At 63.5% G+C, this 24,718-nt stretch carries 22 protein-coding genes; 10 read left to right on the forward strand and 12 right to left on the reverse strand.

The features are described from left to right. Positions 1-134 precede the first annotated feature (134 nt). Positions 135-776, forward strand: a complete 642-nt coding sequence (plsY, locus tag P0D87_RS14595) for a glycerol-3-phosphate 1-O-acyltransferase PlsY (protein ID WP_053858676.1) — start codon at positions 135-137, stop codon at positions 774-776. A gap of 48 nt (positions 777-824) precedes the next feature. Here the strand turns inward: plsY and P0D87_RS14600 are convergent, their stop codons facing one another. Then, entirely contained in the window at positions 825-1,310 is a 486-nt protein-coding gene (locus P0D87_RS14600; protein WP_006050047.1) for a YajQ family cyclic di-GMP-binding protein, read from the reverse strand. Between the two features lie 169 nt (positions 1,311-1,479). Here P0D87_RS14600 and murB point away from each other — a divergent pair, with 169 nt between their 5' ends. Beyond that, positions 1,480-2,526 carry a UDP-N-acetylmuramate dehydrogenase gene (gene murB / locus P0D87_RS14605; RefSeq protein WP_006050048.1) on the forward strand — a complete coding sequence of 349 codons (1,047 nt, stop codon included), beginning with the start codon at positions 1,480-1,482 and terminating at the stop codon, positions 2,524-2,526. Positions 2,527-2,702: 176 nt separating this feature from the next. Here murB and P0D87_RS14610 read toward each other — a convergent pair whose 3' ends face one another. Both P0D87_RS14610 and argF read right to left on the reverse strand, forming a co-directional pair. Further along, positions 2,703-3,929, reverse strand: a complete 1,227-nt coding sequence (locus P0D87_RS14610) for an argininosuccinate synthase (RefSeq protein WP_006050049.1) — start codon at positions 3,927-3,929, stop codon at positions 2,703-2,705. A gap of 254 nt (positions 3,930-4,183) precedes the next feature. Continuing rightward, on the reverse strand, positions 4,184-5,113 hold the full coding sequence (gene argF, locus P0D87_RS14615; protein WP_006050050.1) for an ornithine carbamoyltransferase: 930 nt from the start codon (positions 5,111-5,113) through the stop codon (positions 4,184-4,186). A gap of 502 nt (positions 5,114-5,615) precedes the next feature. Here argF and P0D87_RS14620 point away from each other — a divergent pair. Continuing rightward, positions 5,616-5,963, forward strand: a complete 348-nt coding sequence (locus P0D87_RS14620) for a DUF3579 domain-containing protein (protein WP_006050051.1) — start codon at positions 5,616-5,618, stop codon at positions 5,961-5,963. Positions 5,964-6,151: 188 nt separating this feature from the next. On the opposite strand, the gene rpsT is transcribed toward P0D87_RS14620, so the two are convergent. Beyond that, a complete protein-coding gene (gene rpsT / locus P0D87_RS14625; protein WP_020069158.1) occupies positions 6,152-6,430 on the reverse strand; it encodes a 30S ribosomal protein S20 in 279 nt (92 codons plus the stop codon). Between the two features lie 553 nt (positions 6,431-6,983). Here rpsT and murJ point away from each other — a divergent pair. Both murJ and P0D87_RS14635 read left to right on the forward strand, forming a co-directional pair. Beyond that, positions 6,984-8,534 (forward strand): murein biosynthesis integral membrane protein MurJ, encoded by a 1,551-nt coding sequence (gene murJ / locus P0D87_RS14630; RefSeq protein WP_006050053.1) that lies wholly within the window; start codon positions 6,984-6,986, stop codon positions 8,532-8,534. Positions 8,535-8,539: 5 nt separating this feature from the next. Continuing rightward, complete coding sequence (locus P0D87_RS14635; protein WP_029968099.1) at positions 8,540-9,382, forward strand: SirB1 family protein; 843 nt, start codon at positions 8,540-8,542, stop codon at positions 9,380-9,382. Between the two features lie 125 nt (positions 9,383-9,507). Here P0D87_RS14635 and P0D87_RS14640 read toward each other — a convergent pair whose 3' ends face one another. From P0D87_RS14640 to lpxK, 5 genes are all read right to left on the reverse strand, one after another. Then, positions 9,508-10,266, reverse strand: coding sequence for a 3-hydroxyacyl-CoA dehydrogenase (locus P0D87_RS14640; protein WP_006050055.1), 759 nt, complete (start codon positions 10,264-10,266; stop codon positions 9,508-9,510). 172 nt (positions 10,267-10,438) lie between these two features. Then, positions 10,439-11,104: an adenylate kinase gene (gene adk, locus P0D87_RS14645; protein ID WP_006050057.1), complete on the reverse strand. Its 666-nt coding sequence runs from the start codon at positions 11,102-11,104 to the stop codon at positions 10,439-10,441. Positions 11,105-11,312: 208 nt separating this feature from the next. After that, positions 11,313-12,113 carry a 3-deoxy-manno-octulosonate cytidylyltransferase gene (gene kdsB, locus P0D87_RS14650; protein ID WP_006050059.1) on the reverse strand — a complete coding sequence of 267 codons (801 nt, stop codon included), beginning with the start codon at positions 12,111-12,113 and terminating at the stop codon, positions 11,313-11,315. A 324-nt stretch (positions 12,114-12,437) separates the two neighbouring features. Continuing rightward, positions 12,438-12,641, reverse strand: a complete 204-nt coding sequence (locus P0D87_RS14655) for a Trm112 family protein (protein WP_006050060.1) — start codon at positions 12,639-12,641, stop codon at positions 12,438-12,440. Next, positions 12,622-13,638, reverse strand: a complete 1,017-nt coding sequence (lpxK, locus tag P0D87_RS14660) for a tetraacyldisaccharide 4'-kinase (RefSeq protein WP_029968094.1) — start codon at positions 13,636-13,638, stop codon at positions 12,622-12,624. Before lpxK ends, P0D87_RS14655 begins: the two co-directional genes overlap by 20 nt. Positions 13,639-14,217: 579 nt before the next feature. On the opposite strand from lpxK, the gene xseA reads away from it, so the two are divergent. From xseA to P0D87_RS14680, 4 genes are all read left to right on the forward strand, one after another. After that, positions 14,218-15,597 (forward strand): exodeoxyribonuclease VII large subunit, encoded by a 1,380-nt coding sequence (xseA, locus tag P0D87_RS14665; RefSeq protein WP_029968091.1) that lies wholly within the window; start codon positions 14,218-14,220, stop codon positions 15,595-15,597. Between the two features lie 217 nt (positions 15,598-15,814). After that, positions 15,815-16,393 (forward strand): superoxide dismutase [Fe], encoded by a 579-nt coding sequence (sodB, locus tag P0D87_RS14670; protein WP_006050063.1) that lies wholly within the window; start codon positions 15,815-15,817, stop codon positions 16,391-16,393. Between the two features lie 313 nt (positions 16,394-16,706). Then, positions 16,707-17,282: a glycine zipper family protein gene (locus P0D87_RS14675; protein ID WP_006050065.1), complete on the forward strand. Its 576-nt coding sequence runs from the start codon at positions 16,707-16,709 to the stop codon at positions 17,280-17,282. 294 nt (positions 17,283-17,576) lie between these two features. Continuing rightward, entirely contained in the window at positions 17,577-19,340 is a 1,764-nt protein-coding gene (locus P0D87_RS14680; RefSeq protein WP_053858674.1) for a PQQ-binding-like beta-propeller repeat protein, read from the forward strand. Between the two features lie 82 nt (positions 19,341-19,422). Here P0D87_RS14680 and P0D87_RS14685 read toward each other — a convergent pair whose 3' ends face one another. Both P0D87_RS14685 and clpP read right to left on the reverse strand, forming a co-directional pair. After that, positions 19,423-21,027 (reverse strand): NYN domain-containing protein, encoded by a 1,605-nt coding sequence (locus P0D87_RS14685; protein WP_053858673.1) that lies wholly within the window; start codon positions 21,025-21,027, stop codon positions 19,423-19,425. 138 nt (positions 21,028-21,165) lie between these two features. Then, the gene (gene clpP / locus P0D87_RS14690) at positions 21,166-21,825 is read right to left on the reverse strand and encodes an ATP-dependent Clp endopeptidase proteolytic subunit ClpP (RefSeq protein WP_006050068.1); all 660 of its coding nucleotides are present in this window, start codon (positions 21,823-21,825) and stop codon (positions 21,166-21,168) included. 198 nt (positions 21,826-22,023) lie between these two features. Between clpP and P0D87_RS14695 the strand changes: the two genes are divergently transcribed. After that, positions 22,024-23,265 (forward strand): sigma-70 family RNA polymerase sigma factor, encoded by a 1,242-nt coding sequence (locus P0D87_RS14695; protein ID WP_053858672.1) that lies wholly within the window; start codon positions 22,024-22,026, stop codon positions 23,263-23,265. Here P0D87_RS14695 and P0D87_RS14700 read toward each other — a convergent pair. Further along, on the reverse strand, positions 23,221-24,495 hold the full coding sequence (locus P0D87_RS14700; protein WP_044021278.1) for an EAL domain-containing protein: 1,275 nt from the start codon (positions 24,493-24,495) through the stop codon (positions 23,221-23,223). The two genes, P0D87_RS14695 and P0D87_RS14700, sit on opposite strands and share 45 nt — an antisense overlap. Between the last annotated feature and the right edge of the window lie 223 nt (positions 24,496-24,718).

Raw genomic sequence — 24,718 nt, forward strand, 5'->3', positions numbered from 1 at the left:
ATGTTTTCGCGGTGCGCGCGTTCGGTAGAATGTGCGCCGCTTCGGTTCGCCGCCGCGTGCTGCGTGCCGGCTTTCGTTCCCTGTTGCGGTTGAGGTATCCAGTTGCAGACCGCCGATCCTTATAAGAGTCACAGATGCAAAACCTGATCGTTGCTGTCGTTGCCTACCTGATCGGTTCGGTGTCGTTCGCCGTGATCGTGAGCGCCGCGATGGGGCTCGACGACCCGCGCTCGTACGGCTCGGGCAATCCCGGCGCGACCAACGTGCTGCGCAGCGGCAGCAAGAAGGCCGCGATTCTCACGTTGATCGGCGACGCCTTCAAGGGCTGGTTGCCCGTGTGGTTCGTCGCGCATTTCGGTGCGCGCTACGGGTTCGACGATACGTCGGTGGCGATTGCGTGCGTCGCCGTGTTTCTCGGCCACCTGTATCCGGTGTTCTTCCGCTTCAAGGGTGGCAAGGGCGTGGCGACGGCCGCCGGCGTGTTGCTCGCGATCAATCCGGTTCTCGGCCTCGCCACGCTTCTGACGTGGCTGATCGTGGCGTTCTTCACGCGCTATTCGTCGCTGGCGGCGTTGGCTGCGGCAGTGTTCGCGCCGATCTTCGACGGCTTTCTGTTCGGGCCGCACGTCATCGCGCTGGCGATCGTCGTGATGAGCTCGCTGCTCGTGTGGCGTCATCGCGGCAATATCGGCAAGCTGATGCGCGGCGAGGAAAGCCGTATCGGCGATAAGAAGAAGGCGGCGGCTGCGAGTGCGGTGAGCGGCGAGGATCGTTGAGCGGGTGCAGCGCCGCTGAAACCGGCGCTGCGTCGATGACATAAACGCTCAGTCGCGGAAGTTATTGAAGTCGAGCGGCGTGTCCGTCACGTCCTTGCGCAGCATCGCGATCACGCTTTGCAGGTCGTCGCGTTTTCCCCCGGTGATGCGCACCGCGTCGCCCTGAATGCTCGCCTGAACCTTGATCTTGCTGTCCTTCACGAGGCGCACGATTTTCTTCGACAGATCGCCCGACACGCCCTTCTTGATCTTGATGACCTGCTTGACCTTGTCGCCGCCGATCTTCTCGATCTTGCCGTAGTCGAGGAAGCGCACGTCGACGTTGCGCTTGGCCATTTTGGAGATCAGCACGTCTGTGACCTGGCCGAGCTTGAAGTCGTCGTCGGCGTAGGCGGTGATTTCGTTTTCCTTGTGTTCGACGCGCGCGTCCGACCCCTTGAAGTCGAAGCGGGTTGAGATTTCCTTGTTGGACTGCTCGATCGCGTTCTTGACTTCGATCATGTTCGCTTCGCAGACGACGTCAAACGATGGCATTGCATTCTCCCAATAGTGCGGCGGTGCGCGACGCGGCCGGCGGCTCGTCGCGGGGCACTCGCTATAATCACGGACCAGCGTCATTTTACCGACGCAACCCTCATTTGCCCAAGGCCGCCGCGCGGGCCCGCAGCCCACGGCCGTTTGCCCGCCCATAGTTCCGATTCCGATGTCTCAAACCGATTCCGCCGAGTTCATTGCCGGCTATCCGCTGAAGGCGCACAACACCTTTGGTTTCGACGTCCACGCGCAGTGGGCGTGCCGCATCGAGCGTGAAGCGCAGTTGCCGGCCGCGGCGCACGATCCGCGCATTGCTGGTTTGCCGCGGCTCGTGCTCGGCGGCGGCAGCAATGTGGTGCTGACGCGCGACTTCGCGGGACTGGTGCTGCTCGTGGCGCTGCGCGGACGCCGTGTCGTCGGCGAGGACGACGAAGCCGTCTATGTGGAGGCAGCCGCCGGCGAGCCGTGGCACGAGTTCGTCGGATGGACGCTGTCGCAGGGTTTGCCGGGCCTCGAAAACCTCGCATTGATTCCAGGCACGGTGGGCGCCGCGCCGATTCAGAACATCGGCGCGTACGGGCTGGAAATGTGCGAGCGCTTTGCCTGGCTGCGCGCCGTGGAACTGGCTTCCGGCGAGTCGGTCGAGTTCGATGCGCGGGCCTGCGCGTTCGGCTACCGCGACAGCTTTTTCAAGCGGGAAGGGCGCGACCGTTTCGTCATCACGTCGGTTACGTTCCGTTTGCCGAAAGCCTGGCAACCGCGCGCGAACTATGCGGATCTCGCTCGCCAGCTCGCTGCTGACGGCTACCACGCGGACGGCAAGGAGCCGGATGCGCAAGCCATCTTCGACGCGGTCGTCGCCGTGCGGCGCGCCAAACTTCCCGATCCGCTGGAACTCGGCAACGCGGGCAGCTTCTTCAAGAATCCCGTGGTGAACGCCGATCAGTTTGAAGCGCTGAAAAGCCGGGAGCCGGATGTCGTGTCCTACGCGCAGCCGGACGGGCGCGTGAAGCTCGCGGCGGGCTGGCTGATCGACCGATGCGGCTGGAAGGGCCGCTCGATCGGCGCCGCCGCCGTGCACGAGCGCCAGGCGCTGGTGCTGGTGAATCGCGGCGGCGCGAGCGGGGCGGACGTGCTGGCCCTCGCGCGTGCGATCCAGCATGACGTGCTGGAGAGATTCGGCGTCGAGTTGGAGGCGGAGCCGGTTTGCTTGTGAGCGTGCGGGCTTGTAGGGCAAAGTAACGCCGCTTTGCCGGTGTTTTACAGCGCGCATGAAGAAAGGCGCCGCGAGTTTCCTCGCGGCGCCTTTCTTTTCGTTGCATCTATCGCGCTAGCGGGAAGCTCTGTTTAACCGCAAGGTTTCCGCCCAGCCGCGCCTCGACGGCGCTCCGCTTAACCGCGCTGACGGCGCGCGTTCTCCGCGATCCGCATACGCAACGCGTTCAGCTTGATGAAGCCGCCGGCGTCGGCCTGGTTGTAGGCGCCGCCGTCGTCGTCGAAAGTGGCGATGGTCTTGTCGAACAGCGTTTCCTTCGAATCGCGAGCGACAACCGACACGCTGCCCTTGTAGAGCTTCACGCGCACCCAGCCGTTGACCTTCTCCTGCGTGTGGTCGATCAGCACCTGAATCGCGCGGCGCTCCGGGCTCCACCAGTAGCCGTTATAAATCAGCGCGGCGTAGCGAGCCATCAGGTCGTCCTTCAGGTGCGCGACTTCGCGGTCGAGCGTGATCGACTCGATGCCGCGGTGCGCCTTCAGCATGATCGTGCCGCCCGGCGTTTCATAGCAGCCGCGCGACTTCATGCCGACATAGCGGTTTTCCACCAGATCCAGACGGCCGATGCCGTGCTTGCCGCCAAGACTGTTCAGTTCAGTCAGCATTTCGGCCGCCGACAGACGCTTGCCGTTGATCGCGACCGGATCGCCGTGCTCATATTCGATGTCGACGTATTCGGCCTGATCCGGCGCCTGCTCCGGCGACACGGTCCAGCGCCACATGTCGGCTTCCGCCTCGGCCTTCGGGTCTTCGAGGTGACGGCCTTCGAACGAAATGTGCAGCAGGTTCGCGTCCATCGAGTACGGCGCGCCGCCTTGCTTGTGCTTCATTTCAATGGGAATGCCGGCTTTTTCCGCGTAGGCGAGCAGCTTTTCGCGCGACAGCAAATCCCATTCGCGCCACGGCGCGATCACCTTGATGCCCGGCTCGAGCGCGTAGTAGCCCAGTTCGAAGCGAACCTGGTCGTTGCCCTTGCCGGTCGCGCCGTGCGACACGGCCTGCGCGCCGGTGGCGCGGGCAATCTCGATCTGACGCTTCGCGATCAGCGGACGCGCGATCGACGTGCCCAGCAGATATTCGCCTTCGTAAATCGTGTTGGCGCGGAACATTGGGAACACGAAGTCGCGCACGAATTCTTCACGCAGGTCTTCGATAAAGATGTTGTCCTGCTTGATGCCCAGTTGCAGTGCCTTCTTGCGCGCCGGTTCCAGCTCTTCGCCCTGGCCGATGTCGGCCGTGAACGTGACGACTTCGGCGTCGTAGTTGTCCTGCAACCACTTCAGGATGACGGAGGTGTCGAGGCCGCCCGAATAGGCGAGCACGACTTTCTTGATATCGCTCATGGTGAACTCGTAGCTGGAGAAAGCGGGAAAACAAGGCGCGCCGGCGGTTCCGGAGCGCGGAAAACAACTATTTTGACACTAAAACGGCGCGCGTCCGCGTTTTTGGCTGTTGCGGCGAATATTGCGGAGCGCTGGTGAGGCTGCTGCGGGCCGAAGCGTGGTGCGCGGTGCGCGGTCCCGGCGTGGACGGCTTGCGTCGTAGTCAAGGCCGAACGCCGCGCCGCGCTTCATGCAAATGTCGCGCGGCAATGCGCTCAGTGATTGAGCTTGCCGAGCAGCAGATATTCCATCAGCGCCTTCTGTACGTGCAGACGGTTTTCCGCTTCGTCCCACACGACGCTTTGCGGACCGTCGATCACTTCCGCGCTCACTTCTTCGCCGCGATGAGCCGGCAGGCAGTGCATGAAGAGCGCGTCGGCGTGCGCGCGCGACATCATTTCCGCGTCGACGCACCAGTCGGCGAAGGCTTTCTTGCGCGCTTCGTTTTCGGCCTCGAAGCCCATGCTGGTCCACACGTCAGTCGTGACGAGATCGGCGCCCGCGCACGCTTCGTTCGGATCGTCGAATTCCTCGTAGAACGGCGCGCTTTCCGCGGCGACGAAGCCGCGGTCGAGCTTGTAGCCCGGCGGCGTGGAGAGGCGCAGCTTGAAGCCGAGAATCTGCGCGGCTTCGATCCACGTGTAGAGCATGTTGTTCGCGTCGCCGACCCACGCGACCGTCTTGCCGCGAATCGGACCGCGATGCTCGAAATACGTGAAGATGTCGGCCAGCACCTGGCACGGGTGATATTCGTTTGTCAGCCCGTTGATCACCGGCACGCGCGAATTTTCTGCAAAGCGCTGAATGATGTCCTGACCGAACGTGCGGATCATGATGATGTCGACCATGCGCGAGATGACCTGCGCAGCGTCTTCGATAGGTTCGCCGCGGCCGAGCTGCGTGTCGCGCGTGCTCATGAAAACGGCGTGCCCGCCCAACTGGAAAATGCCGGCTTCGAACGACAGGCGCGTGCGCGTCGAATTCTTTTCGAAGATCATGGCGAGCGTGCGGTCGTGCAGCGGATGGTAAGTCTCGTAGTTCTTGAACTTGCGCTTCAGAATTCGCGCGCGCTCCAGCACGTACTCGTAGTCGTCTAGCGAGAAATCCTTGAACTGCAGATAGTGGCGAATTTTCTTGGCGGTCATGAAACAAATACGGCGGTCTCACCCGGCAGGATTGCCGGACGGCGCCGCCGTCGTTTTGTGGTAACTCAATGCAGCATAAAGGATTTCGCCTCATTTGACGAGTCGGCCAAAAGGCCGGGAAAGCGCTTTGAAAGCCGCGCTGCGCTGCCGAAACAAGCTTGTGTGCAGTGCGGAAAAAGGTCCGCTGCGCTATAATCTGCGGGTTATTCAAAGGCCCAGCAGGCCCGTGCTTCGTGGTGAGGGCACAGGCGTCGCGTGGCGGCTCAAGCGGTTCGCAAGGCGCCGCCTTTGTGCGTGATGCTTCGTTAGTGCGCCGTTTAAGGTAGGCACAGCGCGTGCGTCACGACGCCGACAACGCGCACGTCATAGCGGCCAAACCGCTTTGCACGATCCTGCGGCGGCGCTCTCTGGAGCGGTTCACTCGCCGGGCACAGCGTTTCGAAATCCGTTTTGTTGCTTGCTGTCGCCGTCATCCGCTGGGCAGTCACACAGGTATTTCTACATGGCCGAAGCAGCTCCAACCGAATACTTCATTCAGGGCATCACGTCGACGGGAAAAAGATTCCGGCCGAGCGACTGGTCGGAGCGTCTCGCAGGTGTGATGTCATCTTTCGGACCGGGTGCCAGAAAGGGCCCCAACGCCTACATGCAGTACTCGGTGTACGTCCGGCCGACCATGATCGGCGACCTCAAGTGCGTGATTCTCGATTCGCGCCTGCGCGACATCGAACCCATGGCGTTCGACTTCGTCATGAACTTCGCCAAAGACAACGACCTCGTGGTGACGGAAGCGTGCGAGCTGGAACTGGAGCATGCGCCGCCGCCGCAGACGAAGCGGCACATCATCTAGCGCCAGCGAAACCGGCTCGCAGAAAAGCAAAAACCCGCCACATCGGCGGGTTTTTTCATGCTGGCGTTGCTGCGCCAATCGGCCATTCTCTTCCGCTACGCGCGCGTGGCAAACAAAAAAGCCCGCCAAAGCGGGCCTTCATGCGCAGCGGAAACAGGAGGTAGCCCGCCGGAGCGGGCCGACCGGAATTACTGGGCTGCGGAAGCCTGCAGACCCTTGATGGCTGCGGCGAGGCGGCTCTTATGGCGAGCTGCCTTGTTCTTGTGAACGATTTTCTTGTCGGCAATGATGTCGATGGTCTTCGACGATGCCTGGAAGATTTCAGCGGCCTTGGCCTTGTCGCCGGCGTCGATTGCCTTGCGCACTGCCTTGATGGCCGTGCGGAACTTCGAGCGCAGTGCCGAGTTGTGCGAGTTTGCCTTGGCGGCCTGGCGGGCGCGCTTGCGTGCTTGTGCGGAGTTAGCCATGACGGTTCCTTATCCTGTTCCTGTTTCCAGTACCTGACCTTCAAGTGGTGAGGCGCTGCTTTTAGATCCGAACTCTTGGAAGCGATTGCCCAAGAGCGCAAAAGTGTCGAAAAACGATCGAACTACGCGAAGGCGGGCCCGTGTTTGCGGCGCCATGTTCCGGCGTATGTGAAGGAAGTGGCGGCCCATATTCGTTCACATTCGTGACACCTGGCGCCGACCTCGACCCTCGTCCGGAAGCCGTCCGAGAACTGAGCGAGCTTCGAAACCGGCGATTATAGCAACAAAATCAGGGACGTGGCAACGGGAATGCATGCCGCGCCGCCGGCTCGGGGGAGGCCAGACCCGCCCGCGCGAGTCGGATTGCTGCCCGGCCGCGGTTCACCGCGCCCGAGCGCGGCCCGATTGCACAAGCCCTTGCCGGCCGCCCGCGGCGCGCGCGAAAAAATGCAGCGGAATTCGCTGCCCCAACCGAACGTCTCTAGAGGAAATCGGTCCGAATCGCTTCCTGGCTCGTCGTCCGCCTTTGCGGCACCCTTATAATAAGCGCCCCATGAATCTATTCCGAGCCCTGCTGACGGTCAGCGGTTTCACGCTGTTGTCGCGCGTGACCGGACTGGCCCGCGAAACGCTGATCGCGCGCGCGTTCGGCGCCAGTCAATACACTGACGCGTTCTACGTCGCCTTCCGCATTCCCAACCTGCTGCGCCGCATTTCCGCCGAAGGCGCGTTTTCGCAGGCCTTCGTGCCGATCCTCGCCGAGTTCAAGAACCAGCAAGGACATGACGCCACCAAGGCGCTCGTCGATGCCACCTCGACGGTGCTCGCCTGGGCGCTCGCGGTGCTGTCGCTCGTCGGCGTGCTGGGCGCGTCGGGCGTCGTGTTCGTGGTCGCGTCGGGCCTCGCTCACGAAGGCCAGGCCTACGCGCTCGCGGTCACGATGACGCGCATCATGTTCCCGTACATCATCTTCATTTCGCTGACGTCGCTCGCGTCCGGCGTGCTGAACACGTACAAGAACTTCTCACTGCCCGCGTTCGCGCCGGTTTTGCTGAACGTGTCGTTCATTGTCGCCGCGGTGTTTTTCGCGCCGCGCATGCACACGCCGGTCTATGCGCTTGCGTGGGCAGTGATCGCGGGCGGGTTGTTGCAGTTCGTCGTGCAACTGCCGGGCCTCAAGAAGATCGACATGGTGCCGCGCATCGGCCTGAATCCGCTGCGCGCGCTCGCGCATCGCGGCGTGAAGCGCGTGCTGTGGAAGATGGTGCCGGCCATGTTCGCCGTCTCCGTCGCGCAAATCAGCCTCATCATCAATACGAATATCGCGTCGCGCATTGGGCCGGGCGCCGTCTCGTGGATCAACTACGCGGACCGGCTGATGGAATTTCCGACCGCGCTGCTCGGCGTCGCGCTAGGCACGATCCTGCTGCCGAGTCTATCGAAGGCGCACGTCGACGCCGATCCTCACGAATATTCGTCGCTGCTCGACTGGGGTTTGCGCGTCACGTTTTTGCTCGCTGCGCCGAGCGCCGTTGCGCTGTTCTTTTTTGCTGAGCCGTTGACGGCCACGCTGTTTCACTACGGCAAGTTCGACGGCAACGCGGTCGTCATGGTGGCGCGCGCGCTGGCCGCTTACGGTGTCGGCCTGATCGGTCTGATTCTGATCAAGATCCTCGCGCCCGGCTTCTACGCGAAGCAGGACATCAAGACGCCGGTGAAAATCGGCATCGGCGTGCTGATTCTCACGCAGTTGAGCAACTATGTGTTCGTGCCGATCTTCGCGCATGCGGGGCTCACGCTGAGCGTCGGGCTCGGCGCTTGCGGCAACGCGCTGTTGCTGTTTCTCGGACTGCGCAAGCGCGGCATCTATACGCCGTCGAGCGGCTGGCTCAAGTTCTTCGCGCAGTTGTTCGGCGCGTGTCTGGTCCTCGCGGGCACCATGCGTTGGCTGTCCATCAGCTTCGACTGGATCGGCATGCATGACCGGCCCATCGACCGCATGGCGCTGCTCGCTGCCTGCCTCGTGCTGTTCGCGGCGCTATATTTCGGTATGCTTTGGCTGATGGGCTTCAAGTACGCGTATTTCAAAAGGCGAGTGAAGTGATGACGATCACGCGGGTTCTCGACTATTTCAGCACGCTCGTCGCCGAAGACGAGAGCTTGCCGCTGACCGAGGCGGCGCTCTCGCTCGCGCAGGATGCTTACCCGGACCTCGATCTGCAAGGCACGCTGGCCGAGATCGACGAACTGGTGGTGCGCCTGCAGCGCCGCATGCCGGACGACGCGGACATCCGCCAGAAGGTCGGCATTCTGAACCGGTTCTTCTTCCGCGAGTTGGGTTTTGCCAGCAATCTGAACGACTATTACGACCCCGACAACAGCCATCTGAACGCGGTGCTGAAGCGTCGCCGCGGCATTCCGATTTCGCTCGCGGTGCTGTACCTGGAGATGGCCGAGCAGATCGGCATTCCGGCGCGCGGCGTATCGTTTCCCGGTCATTTCCTGTTGCGTGTCACGACACCCGATGGCGACGTGATGCTTGATCCGACGAGCGGGCATTCGCTGTCGGAATCGGAAATGGTCGACATGCTGGAGCCGTATGTGGCGTCGGCCGGCGAGTCGGTGAGCCGGGCGCTGCGCATGCTGCTGCAGCCGGCCACGCGGCGCGAGATCATCGCGCGTATGTTGCGCAATCTGAAGTCCACGTATTTGCAGACCGAGCGCTGGCAGCGCCTGCTTGCCGTGCAGCAGCGTCTCGTGATCCTGTTGCCCGACAGTATCGACGAGATTCGCGACCGCGGTTTTGCGTATGCGCGCCTGGACTATTTGCGCCCGGCGCTCGAAGACCTCGAGCGTTATCTTGGCGAGTGCCCGGATGCGGAAGACGCAACCGTTGTGGAATCGCAGTTGCAGGAATTGCGTCAGCGCACGCAGCATAACGATCGCGACTAGCGAGCATTAAAACCGCCAACGGTTGTAAGGCCGCGCGCTAAAAACAGAACGCCTGCATGCGATTCGCGTGCAGGCGTTTTTCATTATCGCGGCGGCAAATCGCAACGGCAATTCGCGGCGCGTCGTTACTTCGGCTGCATGCGAATCGCGCCGTCGAGACGAATCACTTCGCCGTTAAGCATCGGATTGTCGAGAATCTGCTTCGCGAGCATCGCATATTCGATTGGTTTGCCAAGGCGCGGCGGGAACGGCACCATCGCGCCCAGCGCGTCCTGCACTTCCTGCGGCATGCCGAGCAGCATCGGCGTTTCGAAGATGCCGGGCGCGATCGTCATCACGCGGATCGCGTTGCGCGACAGGTCGCGTGCGATAGGCAGCGTCATGCCGACCACGCCGCCTTTGGACGCCGCGTAGGCTGCCTGTCCGATCTGGCCGTCGTAGGCCGCGACCGACGCCGTGTTGATGATCACGCCGCGTTCGCCGTTCGCATTCGGCTCGTTCTTCGACATCGCAGTGGCCGCGAGGCGAATCATGTTGAACGTGCCGATCAGATTGATCGAGATGGTGCGCGCGAACGCGTCGAGCGGATGCGGCCCGTCCTTGCCGACGGTCTTGGCGGCGGGCGCGACGCCCGCGCAATTGATGAGGCCGCGCAGCGTGCCGAGTTTCGTCGCGGCTTCGACGGCTCGCGTCGCGTCGTCCTCGCGGCTCACGTCGCATTTGACGAAAACGCCGCCGAGTTCCTTGGCGAGCGCCTCGCCGGCGTCCTGATTCAGGTCGGCGAGCACCACCTTGCCGCCGTTCTCCGCGAGAAGGCGCGCGGTCGCGGCGCCAAGCCCCGATGCGCCGCCGGTGATCAGGAATGCGTTGTCACGAATCTCCATCTCTGCTCCTTTCCTTGATACGGTAAGTAACGTCCAGATCGAATATCTTTTCGATCATGGATGATCCCACATCGCCATCGCCGAGGAGCAAATTAAAACGGCCGTGCTGAAGGCATAAAAAAACCCGCCGGAAAGAGGCGGGTTTTTTGCCAACGCAAGCTGCGGCGTTGAATTACTTCAGCGCGTCGAACACGCGGTCGCGGATTTCCTCGACCGTGCCGAGGCCGGAGATGCGGCGGTATTGCGGCGCCTTCAGCGATGTGGTCGCGTCGCCGTTCTTCGCCCAGCCGTTGTAGTAGTCGATCAACGGCTTGGTCTGCGCTTCGTACACCTGTAAGCGCTTCTTGACGGTTTCTTCCTTGTCGTCCTCGCGCTGGATCAGCGGCTCGCCCGTCACGTCGTCGAGACCTTCCACCTTCGGCGGGTTGAACTTGACGTGATACGTGCGGCCCGACGCGGCGTGCGAGCGGCGGCCGCTCATGCGCACGATGATCTCGTCGAACGGCACGTCGATTTCCAGCACGTAGTCGATCGCGACGCCGGCCTGCTTCATCGCCTCCGCTTGCGGAATGGTGCGCGGAAAGCCGTCGAACAGATAGCCGTTTGCGCAGTCCGGCTGTTGCAGACGCTCTTTCACCAGGTTGATGATCAGCTCGTCTGTGACGAGTTCGCCTGCGTCCATGAAGCGCTTCGCCTCGAGGCCGAGCGGCGTGCCTGCCTTGACGGCCGCGCGCAACATGTCACCGGTGGAAATTTGCGGGATGCCGAATTTTTCCTTGATGAAGTTTGCCTGAGTGCCCTTACCCGCGCCGGGCGCACCCAAAAGAATCAAACGCATGTGTATCTCCAGATCTATGTGAATTCTTGGTGGCGCTGCGGTCGTCCCACGAGGGGCAAGGGACCCGCGTCGGCTGCCGCTTCGCGTTTCGCGCTGCACGTCGACGACGGCGCTGCTGAAACACGTACGGCGCGACCGGGCAAACCCTGGCTCTCGCTAATCACGGGAGGCGCGCACAAGCGTCCGATTATGCCACGGGTTTTTGCGCTCAAGACCCGAATAAAGCCCGCACGCGCGCGAGGTCCGCGGGCGTGTCCACACCCGGCAACGGCACTTCGGGCGTGACCAGGACGGCGATGCGTTCGCCGTGCCACATCGCGCGCAATTGCTCGAGTGCTTCGACCTGTTCGATCGGCGAGATCGCCAGATCGGGATAGCTGCGCAGGAATTTCGCGCGATACGCATACAGCCCGATATGCCGATGAACCACGGCGGGCGAGGGCGGCACAGGCATCGACGCAACGTTGGGCCAGTGCGGCTGGTAGGCGTCGCGTGCCCAGGGAATCGGCGCGCGCGAGAAGTAGAGCGCGACGCCGCGCGCGTCGAGCACGACCTTGACGACGTTGGGATTGAAAATCTCCGCGGCATCGGCGATAGGATGCGCCGCGGTGGCGATCGCGCAATCGCTGCGTGCCGCGAGATGCGACGCGACGCCACGCACGAGAGACGGATCGATCAGCGGTTCATCGCCTTGCACATTGACCACGATCGTCTCGTCGCTCCAGCCGAATTGCGACGCGACTTCGGCAAGACGGTCCGTGCCCGACGGATGATCGGCGCGCGTCAGCACGGCTTCGAAACCATGCTCGCGGGCGGCGTCGAGTACCGACTGAGCGTCCGATGCGATCAACACCTGCTCGGCGCCCGATTCGCGTGCGCGCTCGGCGACCCGCACGACCATCGGCTTGCCGCCGATATCGGCGAGCGGCTTGTTGGGCAGACGGGTCGACGCAAGGCGTGCCGGCACGACGGCAATGAACGGGGGCGTGGCGGAGGCGGTGTGGGTCATCGGAGAGATGAGGAAGTGGGGGGAAGGGGAGAGGGAGGTGGTGTGGGGTGCGTCAGGGGGTGGGAGCGGGAGCGGGCTAACGAGAGCTGACAATTTTGACGAATCAACGAGGGCCAACAAGCCACGCGATGAGCTGCGAGCCGAGGAGCCAGCCAAGTCCCGAGCCGCAAGCCAACCGGCACAACCGGCCAACGAGCCACCTTGGCAACCGGCACACTAATCTTGCACCAATCGCCGCTTCGTAAACATGGCCAACCACCCGCCGCTAACAGACCCGAAACTGGCTCCGCGCGAAATCCTCGCGCCGCGCCAGCCCGACACGCCTCAGGCCACGGACCCCGGATTCAGATCCACAGGCGTGCCTTCGACAGTCTGCCGCGCTTCGTCGACCAGCATGACGGGGATGCCGTCGCGGATCGGATAGGCGAGCTTGTCCGCGTTGCAGATCAGCTCCTGCGCCGAACGGTCGTAGCTGAGCGGGCCCTTGCAGATCGGGCAAACGAGAATTTCAAGCAGGCGAGCGTCCACGGACTTTCTCCACAACTAATGCAATGAGGCGATGATCGAGCGCGGCTTCGACGGGAACAACCCAGATGCGCGCGTCGCGCCAGGACCCCAATTTTACCGCATCCTTTTCCGTTATCAGGATGGCGTCGGCGTCGGCGCCGGTAAAAGGATTGCGCTCGAAAGCGTAGTGATCGGGCAGCGCGCGCGTCTCGGGCGCGAGGCCGGCGGCGCGCAGCGTGGCGAAAAAACGCTCGGGCGCGCCGATGCCGGCGGCCGCCAGCACGCGCTCGCCGCGGAACTGCGCGAGCGGGCGGCGCAACGCGGGATTGTCGAGGTGCCACGCGTCGGCCGGTGCAAGCTGAAGCGCGAACGTGTTCGGCCACGGAGGCAGCGTCTTCGCGTAAGGGTCGTTGATCAGCGTGGCGTCGCGCCGACGCGAGAGCGGCTCGCGCAAGGGACCCGCCGGCAGCAGAAAGCCGTTGCCGCCGAGCCGGTGATCGAACACGACCAGCTCGGCGTCGCGCGCGAGCCGGTAGTGCTGAAGGCCGTCGTCGCTGACGATCACGTCGACGTCGCGATGCGCCGCGCACAACGCCTCCGCCGCCGCCACGCGATCGGGGCACACCCAGACGGGCGCGCCGGTGCGCCGCGAGATCAACAGCGGTTCGTCGCCGCCGACACTGGCCGCCGAGGCGGGCGTAACCGGCGTCGGCGTCTTGACCCGCGCGCCGTAGCCGCGCGACACGACGCCAGGGTTGAAGCCGGCGCCGCGCAACGCTTCGACGAGCGCGATCACGGTCGGTGTCTTGCCGGTTCCGCCGACGGTCACATTGCCGACCACCACCACGGGCACGCCCACGCGCACCGGCTTAATCCAGCCGAGCGAGAATGCCGCGCGGCGCAGCGCGGCGACAGCGCCGAACACGCATGCGAGCGGTGTCAGCGACCACGCAAGCGGTCCGCGGTGCTGCCACTCGCGCGCCACGCGCGCTTCGAAACGATCGAAGATTCCGCTCATCGGCAGGCCGGGCGGACGAGCGGCTCGCCGCTCGCGGGACGGCGCGAGCGCGGCGGCGTGAAGGCGCCAGGGGCAATACGCGGGACAGGCATCAGCGCGATTCTCCGGACGGTCGAAAAACTTAAAAGCAGAAAGGGAAGCATAGGCAGCGCGTGTCAGCAGCGCCCTTCGTCACGCGCACGTTGCGGCGCTTGCGTGCGTGCTTTTCCCTTACTGTCGAACCCGCCACTCTAGCGCGCACGCGTCCCCGGCCGCAAGTCGCGTTGGCTGCGTCCTATGCCTGCCGCGTCGCGTGTTGCGCCTCTTGCAGCCTGTGGATAACTTTGTGGAGAACCCGCCCGCCGCAGCGCCTCAAGGGCCGTTGCAAGCGCCTTGCGTCGGCGATCACCTCAGGAGGTCATCAGTAAATTTCATATAAATCAACGGGATGCTTCGGTTTCCCGTAGTTTGCCGGGCGCGTGGCGGAATTCGCCTTGACGGTCCCGGCATGTGGACACTTTTAACAATTTGCGCGTCGCGCTGGACGCGATTGGCCACTCGGTCTATCGTCTGTCCGGCCAGTCACCACCATCCCTTCGCATGAATTCCGACAGTTCCCTTACCTCGTCGACGATGCCCGGCGGCGAAGTCGTCGTTCCCGTTTCCGCTCTGAATCGCGCGATCGGCAGCATGCTCGAGCGCTCGTTTCCGCTGGTGTGGGTTGCCGGCGAAGTCTCCAATTTCACGCGCGCCGCGAGCGGTCACTGGTACTTTTCGATCAAGGACGCGCAGGCGCAAATGCGCTGCGTGATGTTCCGCGGCCGCGCGCAATACGCCGAGTTCACGCCGAAGGAAGGCGACCGCATCGAAGTGCGGGCGCTCGTCACGATGTACGAGCCGCGCGGCGAACTGCAACTGAACGTCGAGGCAGTGCGGCGCACCGGCCAGGGACGTCTTTACGAAGCGTTTTTGCGGCTCAAGGCACAGCTCGAAGCCGAGGGCCTTTTTGCCGCCGAACGCAAGCGCGCGCTGCCGTCGCATCCGCGCGCAATTGGCATCGTCACGTCGTTGCAGGCCGCGGCGCTGCGCGACGTGCTGACGACGCTGTCGCGTCGCGCGCCGCATATTCCCGTGATCGTCTATCCGGCGCCGGTGCAAGGCGTGGGCGCAAGCGCGAAGCTCGCGGCAATGGTCGATGCGGTCAGCGCGCGGCGCGAGGTCGACGTGTTGATCGTGTGTCGTGGCGGCGGCTCGATTGAAGACCTGTGGGCCTTCAACGAAGAAGTGCTCGCGCGCGCGATTGCGGAGAGCGCGGTTCCGGTCGTGAGCGGCGTGGGGCACGAAACCGATTTCACGATCGCCGATTTCGCCGCCGATGTCCGCGCGCCCACGCCCACAGGCGCCGCCGAACTGGTGAGCCCGCAGCGCGTGCTGTTGCTGCGCGAGCTCGACCATCGCCATGCGACGCTTGCACGCGGCTTCGGCCGGATGATGGAGCGGCGCGCCCAGCAGCTCGACTGGCTCGCGCGCCGGCTTGTGTCGCCCGCCGAGCGTCTCGCGCGGCAACGCACGCATTTGCAGCAACTGAGCGCGCGGCTCGCGTCGGCCGGGGCAAGGCCCGTGCGCGATGCCCGAGCGCGGTTTTCGCTGCTGCAGATGCGTTGGCAGCGCTGGCGTCCGGATCTCGCTGCGCATCAGGCGCGGCTTGGCAATCTCACGCAACGGCTCGACGCCGCATTGCTGCGTCAGCATGAACGTCAGGCCGCGCGCATCGCCACGCTGTCGGCGCGGCTCGAAGTGCTGAGTCCGCAGCGCACGCTCGAGCGCGGCTATGCCGCGGTACTCGATGCACAGACCGGCCGCGCGGTGCGCGCGCCGTCGTCGTTGAAACCGGGACGCCGCCTGACGATGCATCTCGCCGAGGGCACCGCAGACGTCGCCCTCGCCGATGTGCAGCCGCGTCTTGCCGACGGTTTCTGACATCGCGCTGACACGCTGCGCGTGCGTAGTTTTGACTGCGCGAGCTCGCGTTTGCAGAGCAAACGGAAGCACTAATTACGCGGTTTTGCGGGCGATTCGCCGATGCCGGACATAAAGTCCGTTCGTTTGCGGGGTTATTCCAAGTCGCCTACAATCGAGTGCTCTAAAGCGTTATCCGCAGACTCCCCACAACAGATACAGACTGAAGGAAAGCACCATGGAACATACGCTCCCGCCGCTGCCGTTCGCGAAAAACGCACTCGCTCCGCACATGTCGGAAGAGACGCTCGAGTTTCACTACGGCAAGCACCACCAGACCTATGTGACCAACCTGAACAATCTGATCAAGGGCACGGAGTTCGAGAATCTGTCGCTCGAAGAAATCGTGAAGAAGTCGTCGGGCGGCGTGTTCAATAACGCAGCTCAAGTGTGGAACCACACTTTCTTCTGGAACAGCCTGTCGCCGCAAGGTGGCGGTGCACCGACCGGCGCGCTGGCCGACGCGATCAACGCCAAGTGGGGCTCGTTCGACAAGTTCAAGGAAGAGTTCGCGAAGACCGCAATCGGCACGTTCGGCTCGGGCTGGGCATGGCTCGTGAAGAAGGCAGACGGTTCGCTCGACCTCGTGTCGACGAGCAACGCTGCGACGCCGCTGACCACGGACGCCAAAGCGCTGATCACGATCGACGTGTGGGAACACGCGTATTACATCGACTATCGCAACGCACGTCCGAAGTTTGTCGAGGCTTACTGGAACATCGTCAACTGGGAATTCGCGTCGAAGAACTTCGCGTGATTTTTCGGTGTGTTGCGGCGTTGAATCGATTCTGAGCCGGCTCTGAATCGGTTCACAACGGCCGCTATGCAAGAAAGAAAAGCCCTCCATGTGAGGGCTTTTCTGCTTTTTGCGCGCGTCGCCGCACGAGCATCGTTCATGACTTGCAGAATCTTTGTCACTGTTCGTAACCGCGCGATAACGCACATCGCGTGGCTCAGGCTTGCGGCGCGGCTTCGCGCACGGGCATAAAACATACGGTAACGATGCGGTAAACATCGCGAGCGTGGATTCGCATAACGTGTGATTTCCAATCCACGCTATTCGCGCCATCATGATTTCACGTCTAACACCGTTGCGCGTCGCGCTGCCTCTCGGGGCCGTCGCGCTCGCGCTATTGGGCGGCTGCGCCGTCGTGCCGCCGAGCGGTCCGTCGGTGGTGGCCATGCCGCGCAGCGGCGAGCCGCTCAGTCAGTTTCAGCAGGACGACTACACGTGTCGCGACTATGCGTTCCATTCGTCCGATGCGGCCGGCGCTTCGCAAGGAGCGACCACCAGCAGCGTCAACAGCGCGGCGGTGGGAACGTTGGGCGGCGCGGCCGTCGGCGCGCTGCTCGGCGCGGCGGCGGGCAATGCCGGAGCGGGTGCGGCGATCGGAGCGGGCAGCGGTTTGCTGATCGGCGGCGCGGCTGGCGCAAACGGCGCGCAGTACTCGGCGAACAGCTTGCAGGCGCGCTACGACGCAGCCTACGCGCAATGCATGACGTCGAAGGGCAACACGATCTCGCAGCCGCAAGTGCCGGTCTACGCGCCGCAGCCTGTGTATGCGCCGCAACCGGTTTATGTTGCGCCGCGGCCGCGCTATTACGGACCGCCGCCCGTTATCTACGCGCCTTATCCGTACTACTGATGCTTTGATTACGATGCTTTGATGCCTGACACACGATCGCGCGTGCGGTCGCTCCTTGTTTTCGCGTTGCGCCGCCAGCCGCGCGTTCGCCTGGCGGAGAGTGGCGAGACCCTGGCGGCATGAAATTCCGCAAACGGCGTACGGTTAATTGGCCGCGGACGTTGAATGTGATCATCCATCAGCCATCGGAAGATGTGCACGGGGCGTCCCTCCGCGGCACGCGACGTGTTCGCATCACGCGCAGCCTTCGTCTTGCGGAACTGAGCGTCGCATCGTTTGAGAGACGAGGCGGACATGCGCATCTCGCGAGGTGGCGGCGACCGGCTATCGGCCGGGCCGTGGGTTCGTGTGTGCACAGTGGCGGCGCTGCTCACTGTTGCCTGGGGGTTTGCTTCATGTGGCGGCGGCTCGGGCGGATCGCCGGGAGCGGCGTCTACATCGTCGGGCGGAGGGGCGAGCGGTGGTGGCTCGGGTGCGGGCAGCAGCGGCTCAGGGTCAGGCTCCGGCGCCGGCGCGGGGAGCGGCGCGGGCGGGGCTGCACCCGCCGGACCCGTATTCGCCACCGACGTGCTGATGCACCACAACGACCTTGCGCGCACCGGCCAGATGCTTGCCGAAACCACGCTGACGCCGGCCAACGTCAACGCATCGAGCTTCGGCAAAGTCTCGTTCCTTGCGGCGGACGGCAAGGTGGATGCCCAGCCGCTCTTTGCGACAGCGTTGTCGATTGGTGGCGCGCCGCACGACGTAGTCTACGTCGCGACCGAACACAACAGTGTCTATGCGTACGACGCGACCAGCTACGCGCAGTTGTGGCACGCGACGCTAAACGGCAGCGGCGAAACGCCCAGCGACGACCGCGGATGCCCGGACATCACGCCCGAGATTGGCGTGACGTCGACGCCGGTGATCGACCGCTCGCGCGGCCCCAACGGCGCGCTATATGCGGTCTCGATGACGAAAGACAGCGGCGGCGCCTACCATCACCGCCTGCACGCACTCGACCTTGCGACGGGCGCCGAACTGTTGGGCGGTCCCACCGAGATTGCGGCGACTTATCCGGGCGGCGGCGCGGGGAGCGTCAACGGCGTCATTACGTTCAACGCGTCGTTGCACACGGAGCGGGCGGCATTGACGCTCGTTGGCGGCAACATCTATATGGGCTGGACGGCGCACTGCATGTCCGGCGCTTACACCGGCTGGCTCATGGCGTACAACGCCGGCACACTCAAGCAGACCAGCGCGTTCAACATCACGCCGAACGGCAGCCAGGGCTCGATCTGGATGGCCGGCTCCGGCATGGCTTCCGACGGCTCGTCCATCTATGTCGTCGACGGCAACGGCACGTTCGGCACGACGCTCAATGCACAGGGCTTCCCGGTCGACGGCAACTTCGGCAACTCGCTGATGAAACTGTCGGCTGGCCAACTGCAAGTCACCGACTATTTCGCGATGTCCAACGTAGTCGAAGAGGCCAATACGGACAACGACTTCGGTTCTGGAGGCGTGATGTTGCTGCCGGACCAGACGACCGCGGCCGGCGTGGTCAAGCATCTTGCTGTGGCGGCCGGCAAAGACAACCACATCTATGTGGTCGACCGCGATTCAATGGGCAAATTCAGCCCAGCGGCCAATAACATCTGGCAAGAACTCATCGGCACGCTTGCTGGCGGCATCTGGGGTTCGCCGGCGTATTACAAGGGCGTCGTGTACTACGGAGGGCTAAACGACAACATCAAAGCCCTGCCGATTGCCGGCGCGTTCCTCGCAACGACGGCTTCATCTCGAAGCCCGACGACCTTTGCCTATCCGGGCGCAACGCCGGCGATATCCGCCAATGGCGCGAGCAACGGCATTGTCTGGGCGGCGGAGAACGGCTCGACCGGCGCCCTGCATGCCTACGACGCGAGCAATCTTGCCAACGAGCTGTACAACAGCAACCAGGCGGGCACGCGCGATCAATGGGGCGCGGGCAACAAGTTCATCACGCCGATGATCGCGCGCGGCAAGGTTTATGTCGGCGCGACCAACGGTGTTGCGGTGTTCGGCTTGCGGTGACACTTGGCTTCGGCCGCTGCCGGGTGCGGAGCAAGGCGCGGACTATTCAGTGTGGTTCGGCGCCATTCGGTGTCGTTCGGTGTCACTCGGTGTCGTTGCCTCCCGTTGTCTTGCGCGGCCGGCGGTTGCGCGACGACGCGGTTTTACGCGCGGCTTTCCTGGCGGGCGCGGGTGTTTCCTCTGCGGTCGGTGAAGGTTCGGTTGCTGGCGATGCGGTGTCTGGAGTGTGCGCGGTGTTCGCCGTGTTCGCCGTGTTCGTGTTGCTTGCCGTGTCGTCCGATCGTGCTGCGGTCTTCCGCGTTTTCTTCGCGGCCGTTTTACGCGGCTCGCGTTGCTTGCGACGCTTGGGCTGCGTTTCGTCGGTCTGGTGCAAGTCGGCATTTTCGGCCGCGCCCGCCTGATCAGAAACATGGCTCGGTTCGTTCGTGAGCGCTTGCGGCAGCTCGGACGTCGCGCGCTTGTTTTCCGCTTCAGGGGCATACATCGCATCGCCTTCAGCCTGGCTCAGGTTGGCTCCGCTTTCTTCGCGTCTGGTGCGTCGGGTGTTGGCGGCTTGCGGCGTCCTTCGTGGCGCCGTTTGGTGGCCGGCTTCCTCTGCGCTTCCCTGTGCCGTCTCGTGCGTGGCTTCGCGGGCGGCTTGCTGGCTTGCGCCTCGCTTCCGATCTCCACGACCCCGACGACGAGACTCGTGTTTGGCGCCTGTTTCCGCTTGCGCCGCGCCAACTGTCTGCGACTCGTCAAGTTGTTCCGCTACCTCTGCGGTGTCCACAGCTTCGTTTCCACGTGCGGCTGCATGCTCGCCCGCCGATTCGCCCGTACTTTCTCCGGCACCTTCCCCCGCAGCGCCCGAAACCGTGCTCCGATATACGTAAGCCCCTGATTTTTCGTCGCGGCCGAATTCCAGCAGCCCGCGCGCGTGCGCCTCTTCGAGCAGATTGCCGAACGCGCGAAAGCCATAATAGGTTTCGTTGAAATCCGGCTTGCGCCGCTTGATCGCGTTCTTCAATACCGACGCCCAGATTTTCCCGCTGTCGCCCCGCTCGGATGCAAGCGCGTCGAACGTTTGCACCGCAATCTCCACCGCCTTGGTGCGGCGCTTTTCCAGATCTTCCTTGTTGCGGCTTTTCTCTTCGTCCTGCGATACCTTGGCTGTCGGCTGAGCGCTCTTCTGCTGGCGCAAGGACTCCCGTTTGGCGACGGTGCGCTGACTTTCGCGTACCAGGTCGTCGTAAAAAAAGAACTCGTCGCAGTTCGCGATCAGCAGATCAGACGTGGACTGCTGGACGCCGACACCGATCACCTGCTTCGCGTTCTCGCGCAATTTCGACACGAGCGGTGAAAAGTCCGAGTCGCCGCTGATGATCACAAACGTATTGACGTGCGACTTCGTGTAGCAGAGGTCGAGCGCGTCCACGACGAGCCGGATGTCCGCCGAATTCTTGCCCGATTGACGCACGTGCGGAATCTCGATCAGCTCGAAATTGGCTTCGTGCATCGCACCTTTGAAGCTCTTGTAGCGATCCCAGTCGCAATATGCCTTTTTCACGACAATGCTGCCCTTGAGCAGCAGACGTTCGAGCACCAGCTTGATATCGAACTTGTCGTACTTCGCGTCCCGCACGCCCAGCGCGACGTTTTCGAAGTCGCAGAATAGCGCCATGCTGACGGTTTCGTTGGATGACGCCATGTAAATCTCCATTGAAGCGCTCGTCGGAGTCGACGAATCGCGACCATGATAGCGATTCCAGCCAACGTGATCAGCTTTTGTCGGGCAGACCAGTGCAAGCGCGGGCAGTTGAACCCGGCACAGTTCAACCGCGCTGCGCTATACGTCATGGTGTCTGTCCGACGCCACCGAAGACGAGTTCAGCGCCGCCCGCGTTTCCAGCACTTCGTCCACGAGGCCATACGTTTTTGCCGCGGACGCGGACATGAAATTGTCCCGGTCTGTGTCGCGCGCGACTTCCTCGATGCTGCGCCCCGTGCGTTCGGCCATCATTGCATTGAGACGTTCGCGCAGATAGAGCACTTCCTTAGCCTGAATGTCTATGTCCGCTGCCGTGCCCTGGCTGCCGCCCGAAGGCTGGTGAATCATGATGCGCGCGTTGGGCAACGCGTACCGCTTGCCGCGTTGGCCCGCGCACAGCAGGAATGTGCCCATGCTCGCTGCAAAACCTGTGCATAAAGTGGATACCTCCGGCTTGATGAACTGCATGGTGTCGTAAATTGCGAGCCCGTCGTACACCGAGCCGCCGGGCGAATTGATATAAAACGAAATGTCCTTGTCCGGGTTCTCCGACTCCAGAAACAGTAATTGCGCCACAATGAGACTGGCCGATTGCTCGTTCACGGGTCCGACCAGAAACACGATGCGCTCGCGCAGCAGACGCGAGTAGATGTCGTAGGCGCGCTCGCCGCGGCCGGACTGCTCGATCACGGTTGGCACGAGGCCAAGGCCGGTAACAGGTGGATAGCTCGATTGCATATTTGCCTCGTCAAAAGTGGGCTGCTGTCCTTATGACGAGCCGGCTGTCGGCGGCGTGACATAAATTTTTTTTCGCGCGCCTGTCACGCGGCGGCTCGCCCAATCGTCAAGCTGCAATGGATGTCTTTGCGGCGCGCGGTCGAGGAATCTGGCAGGCGGCGCACGCGCTTTTACCACGCACGATCTGGAGGTCTACGCATGAAAGAACACGAAATCGACAAGGCATCCAGCTTCGGGGCGGTGCGGGCCCGCCTGCTCGCGTTGGCGTACCGCATGCTCGGCAGCCGTGCGGAGGCGGAAGACATCGTGCAAGACGTCTGGCTGAAGTGGCATCTCGCTGATACGCATGAGGTGCAGACGCCGGCCGCGTGGCTCACCACGCTCACCACGCGCACGGCGATCGACCGTCTGAGAAATGTGCAGCGCGAGCGCGAGTCTCAGGCCACCGGCTGGCTGCCGGAGCCGTGGCTCGACGAATTCGCGCCATCGGCTGAAGAACTCGCGCTGCGTGCGGCGGAAATGTCCTATGGCGTGATGCTTTTGCTCGAGCGCCTCAAACCCGACGAGCGCGCCGCGTTTGTGCTGCATGAAGCGTTCGATTGCGACTACGCGGAGATCGGCAGGATTCTTGAACGTAGCGCGGCCAGTTGCCGGCAGATCGTGCATCGGGCGAGGGCGCGCCTGCAGCGCGCGGGCGCACCGTTGCATCGGGCCGATCCGGAGAGCCACGCGCGGATTGTCGAGCGCTTGCGCAACGCACTTGAGGCGCAGGACAGGACTAGCCTGCTCGAGCTGTTTAGCGATGCGCCGCATGTCGTCAGCGACGAGCCGGTGTGCGGCCCGCCGCTGAATGTGCCGGGCGACTCACCGGCCGTTGTGCGTGCCGCTGCCTCGACAAACTGCTATGCACACGCCGATGCACGCGCGCTTGGTGTGCCGCCGAAGGCGTTCGCCCAGGCACGCACCGGCGCGTCAGACCGCGCATTGGGTGACTGGATGGAGAAGGTGACGTCGCTTGCGCGTCAGGCGAGCCACGTGGAACTGGTATCGGTGGAGGGGGCGTTGTCTATCGCGCTGCTTATCGAAGGCGACGTCGTTGCGTTGATCGACATCGCCACCGAGGGCTCGGGCAGCGGCGCGGCGAGCGGCATGAAAAACGGGACGACCGGCGGCTTCGACACTGGCTTCGAGAGCGGCCTTACAACCGGGCTCACCACCGGCGAGGCGCACGGTCATAGGCGGACCCACGGTCCGGCCAACGGCGCTGGAAGAATCGTTTCGTTGCACGCAGTGACGAGCGCATCGCGATTGCAGGCCGCCAATCGTGTGCTGGGCCGCACTGCGGTCACCGAATTGCTGGCGCGCATTCAGCAGCGCTCGGTGGACTCGGCCGACTCAATTGCGATGAGCCGCGACTTCCCAGTTGATGTCTACGCATAGCACTTGCGTGCCGCCGGGCGTATGCGCCGCGATGGAAGCGGTCACGCACAAATGCGCTTCATTGATCGACAGATAAGGAGGAGTGAGATGCACGCGCCCAGGCGTACGCATCGCCTGAATGAAGTAAGGCCGGCGCTCCCAGCTTGCACCTTCGGAATGCAATAGCGGACGGAAGCGTTTCGCGCGTTGCGACGCGCGGCCAGGAGGCAGCACGTTGTCGCCGATTTGCCGTCCGGAGCCATCCAGAATGAAGCAGCGCGCCGTCTCGCCGAGCTTGAGCAGCGCGGCCGTCGCGTCAGCGGCTGGCTGCCCGGCAACCAGCTGTGCGGCTGCGGTTTCGAGCGCGCTGACGTACGGCGCGAGCCGCGTCGCCTGCGCGCGTTCACGCGTGGCAACACGCTCGCGCAGCGCGGCGGAGAGCGAGTCCATCAAGCCGGCAGCGGCTTGCGGCTTGACCGGTTCGACGCTCGGGCCCGCGAAGAATGCGCCCTGGACGAAATCGACGTTGCATTCGAGTGCGATCAGCGCGTCCCGCTCTGTGGTCAGGCCGCCCATCAGGACCAATTGGCCGGATTCATGCAGCAGGGACACGAGGCCGGGCAGCACGCGTTCAATGTGCGAGTGCTCGCTTGCCTGCGCAAGAATGCAGCGGTCGAGCGTGACGATATCGGGGCGCAGATTCCACACGCGGTCGATGTTCGAGTGCTTGGCGCCGAAGCCATCGAGCGCGATGAGGAAGCCCGACTTGCGCAACGCGTCGATGATCTCGGCGAAACGCGTCGTTTCTCCGCCCGCTTGCTCGGAGACCTCGAGCACTACACGCTGCGGCGGCAAGCCCAACGCCTTGAGCCCGGCGAGCAGCGCGTCGCCGTAGCTCGTGTCCATCAGCGCGGCCGGATGGAGACTCAGAAAGAGCCATTCGTCGTGACTGTCGAATGCATTGAAGTTGCCAAGGTGGAGCGACTCGGCCAGCCGGCCGAGTTCCAGCAAGTCGCCGCGGCGCGCGGCCTGCGTGAACACCTCGTGCGAGGGGACTTGCCGCGCATGCTCGTCGTGTGCGCGCAGCGAGGCGTGATAGCCGATCGCGCGCCGGTGCGACACGGAGAAAACCGGCTGAAATACGCTGAAAACGGTGTAGCCGCCGTAGAGAACGGTGCGCCGGGAGCCTTCGTCGCCGGCCATCGGGCGGGGAGGCTGAAAACCGGGAGGATCGAGTTCGATCATGCTCATCATGTCAGTCGTGTGGGTGGCGGCCGGATTAGGGGCTCAATGCGGAAGCTGCACGCGCAATGCGTAAGTTTACAGGATAGGCGAGCAAGATCTATGCGCATACGAAAGGCTGGCGGGGTGCGCAGTTGGCGCGCGAGCCGCCGAGCGCCGGCCAACGACGCGGGCACCGGCATGATGTATCGCACTTCGCTGGTGCGGGCTGCGCCCCGTTGCGGGTCGAAGT

The sequence above is a fragment of the Paraburkholderia sp. RL17-368-BIF-A genome, assembly GCF_046054045.1.
GTDB classification, from domain to species: domain Bacteria; phylum Pseudomonadota; class Gammaproteobacteria; order Burkholderiales; family Burkholderiaceae; genus Paraburkholderia; species Paraburkholderia graminis.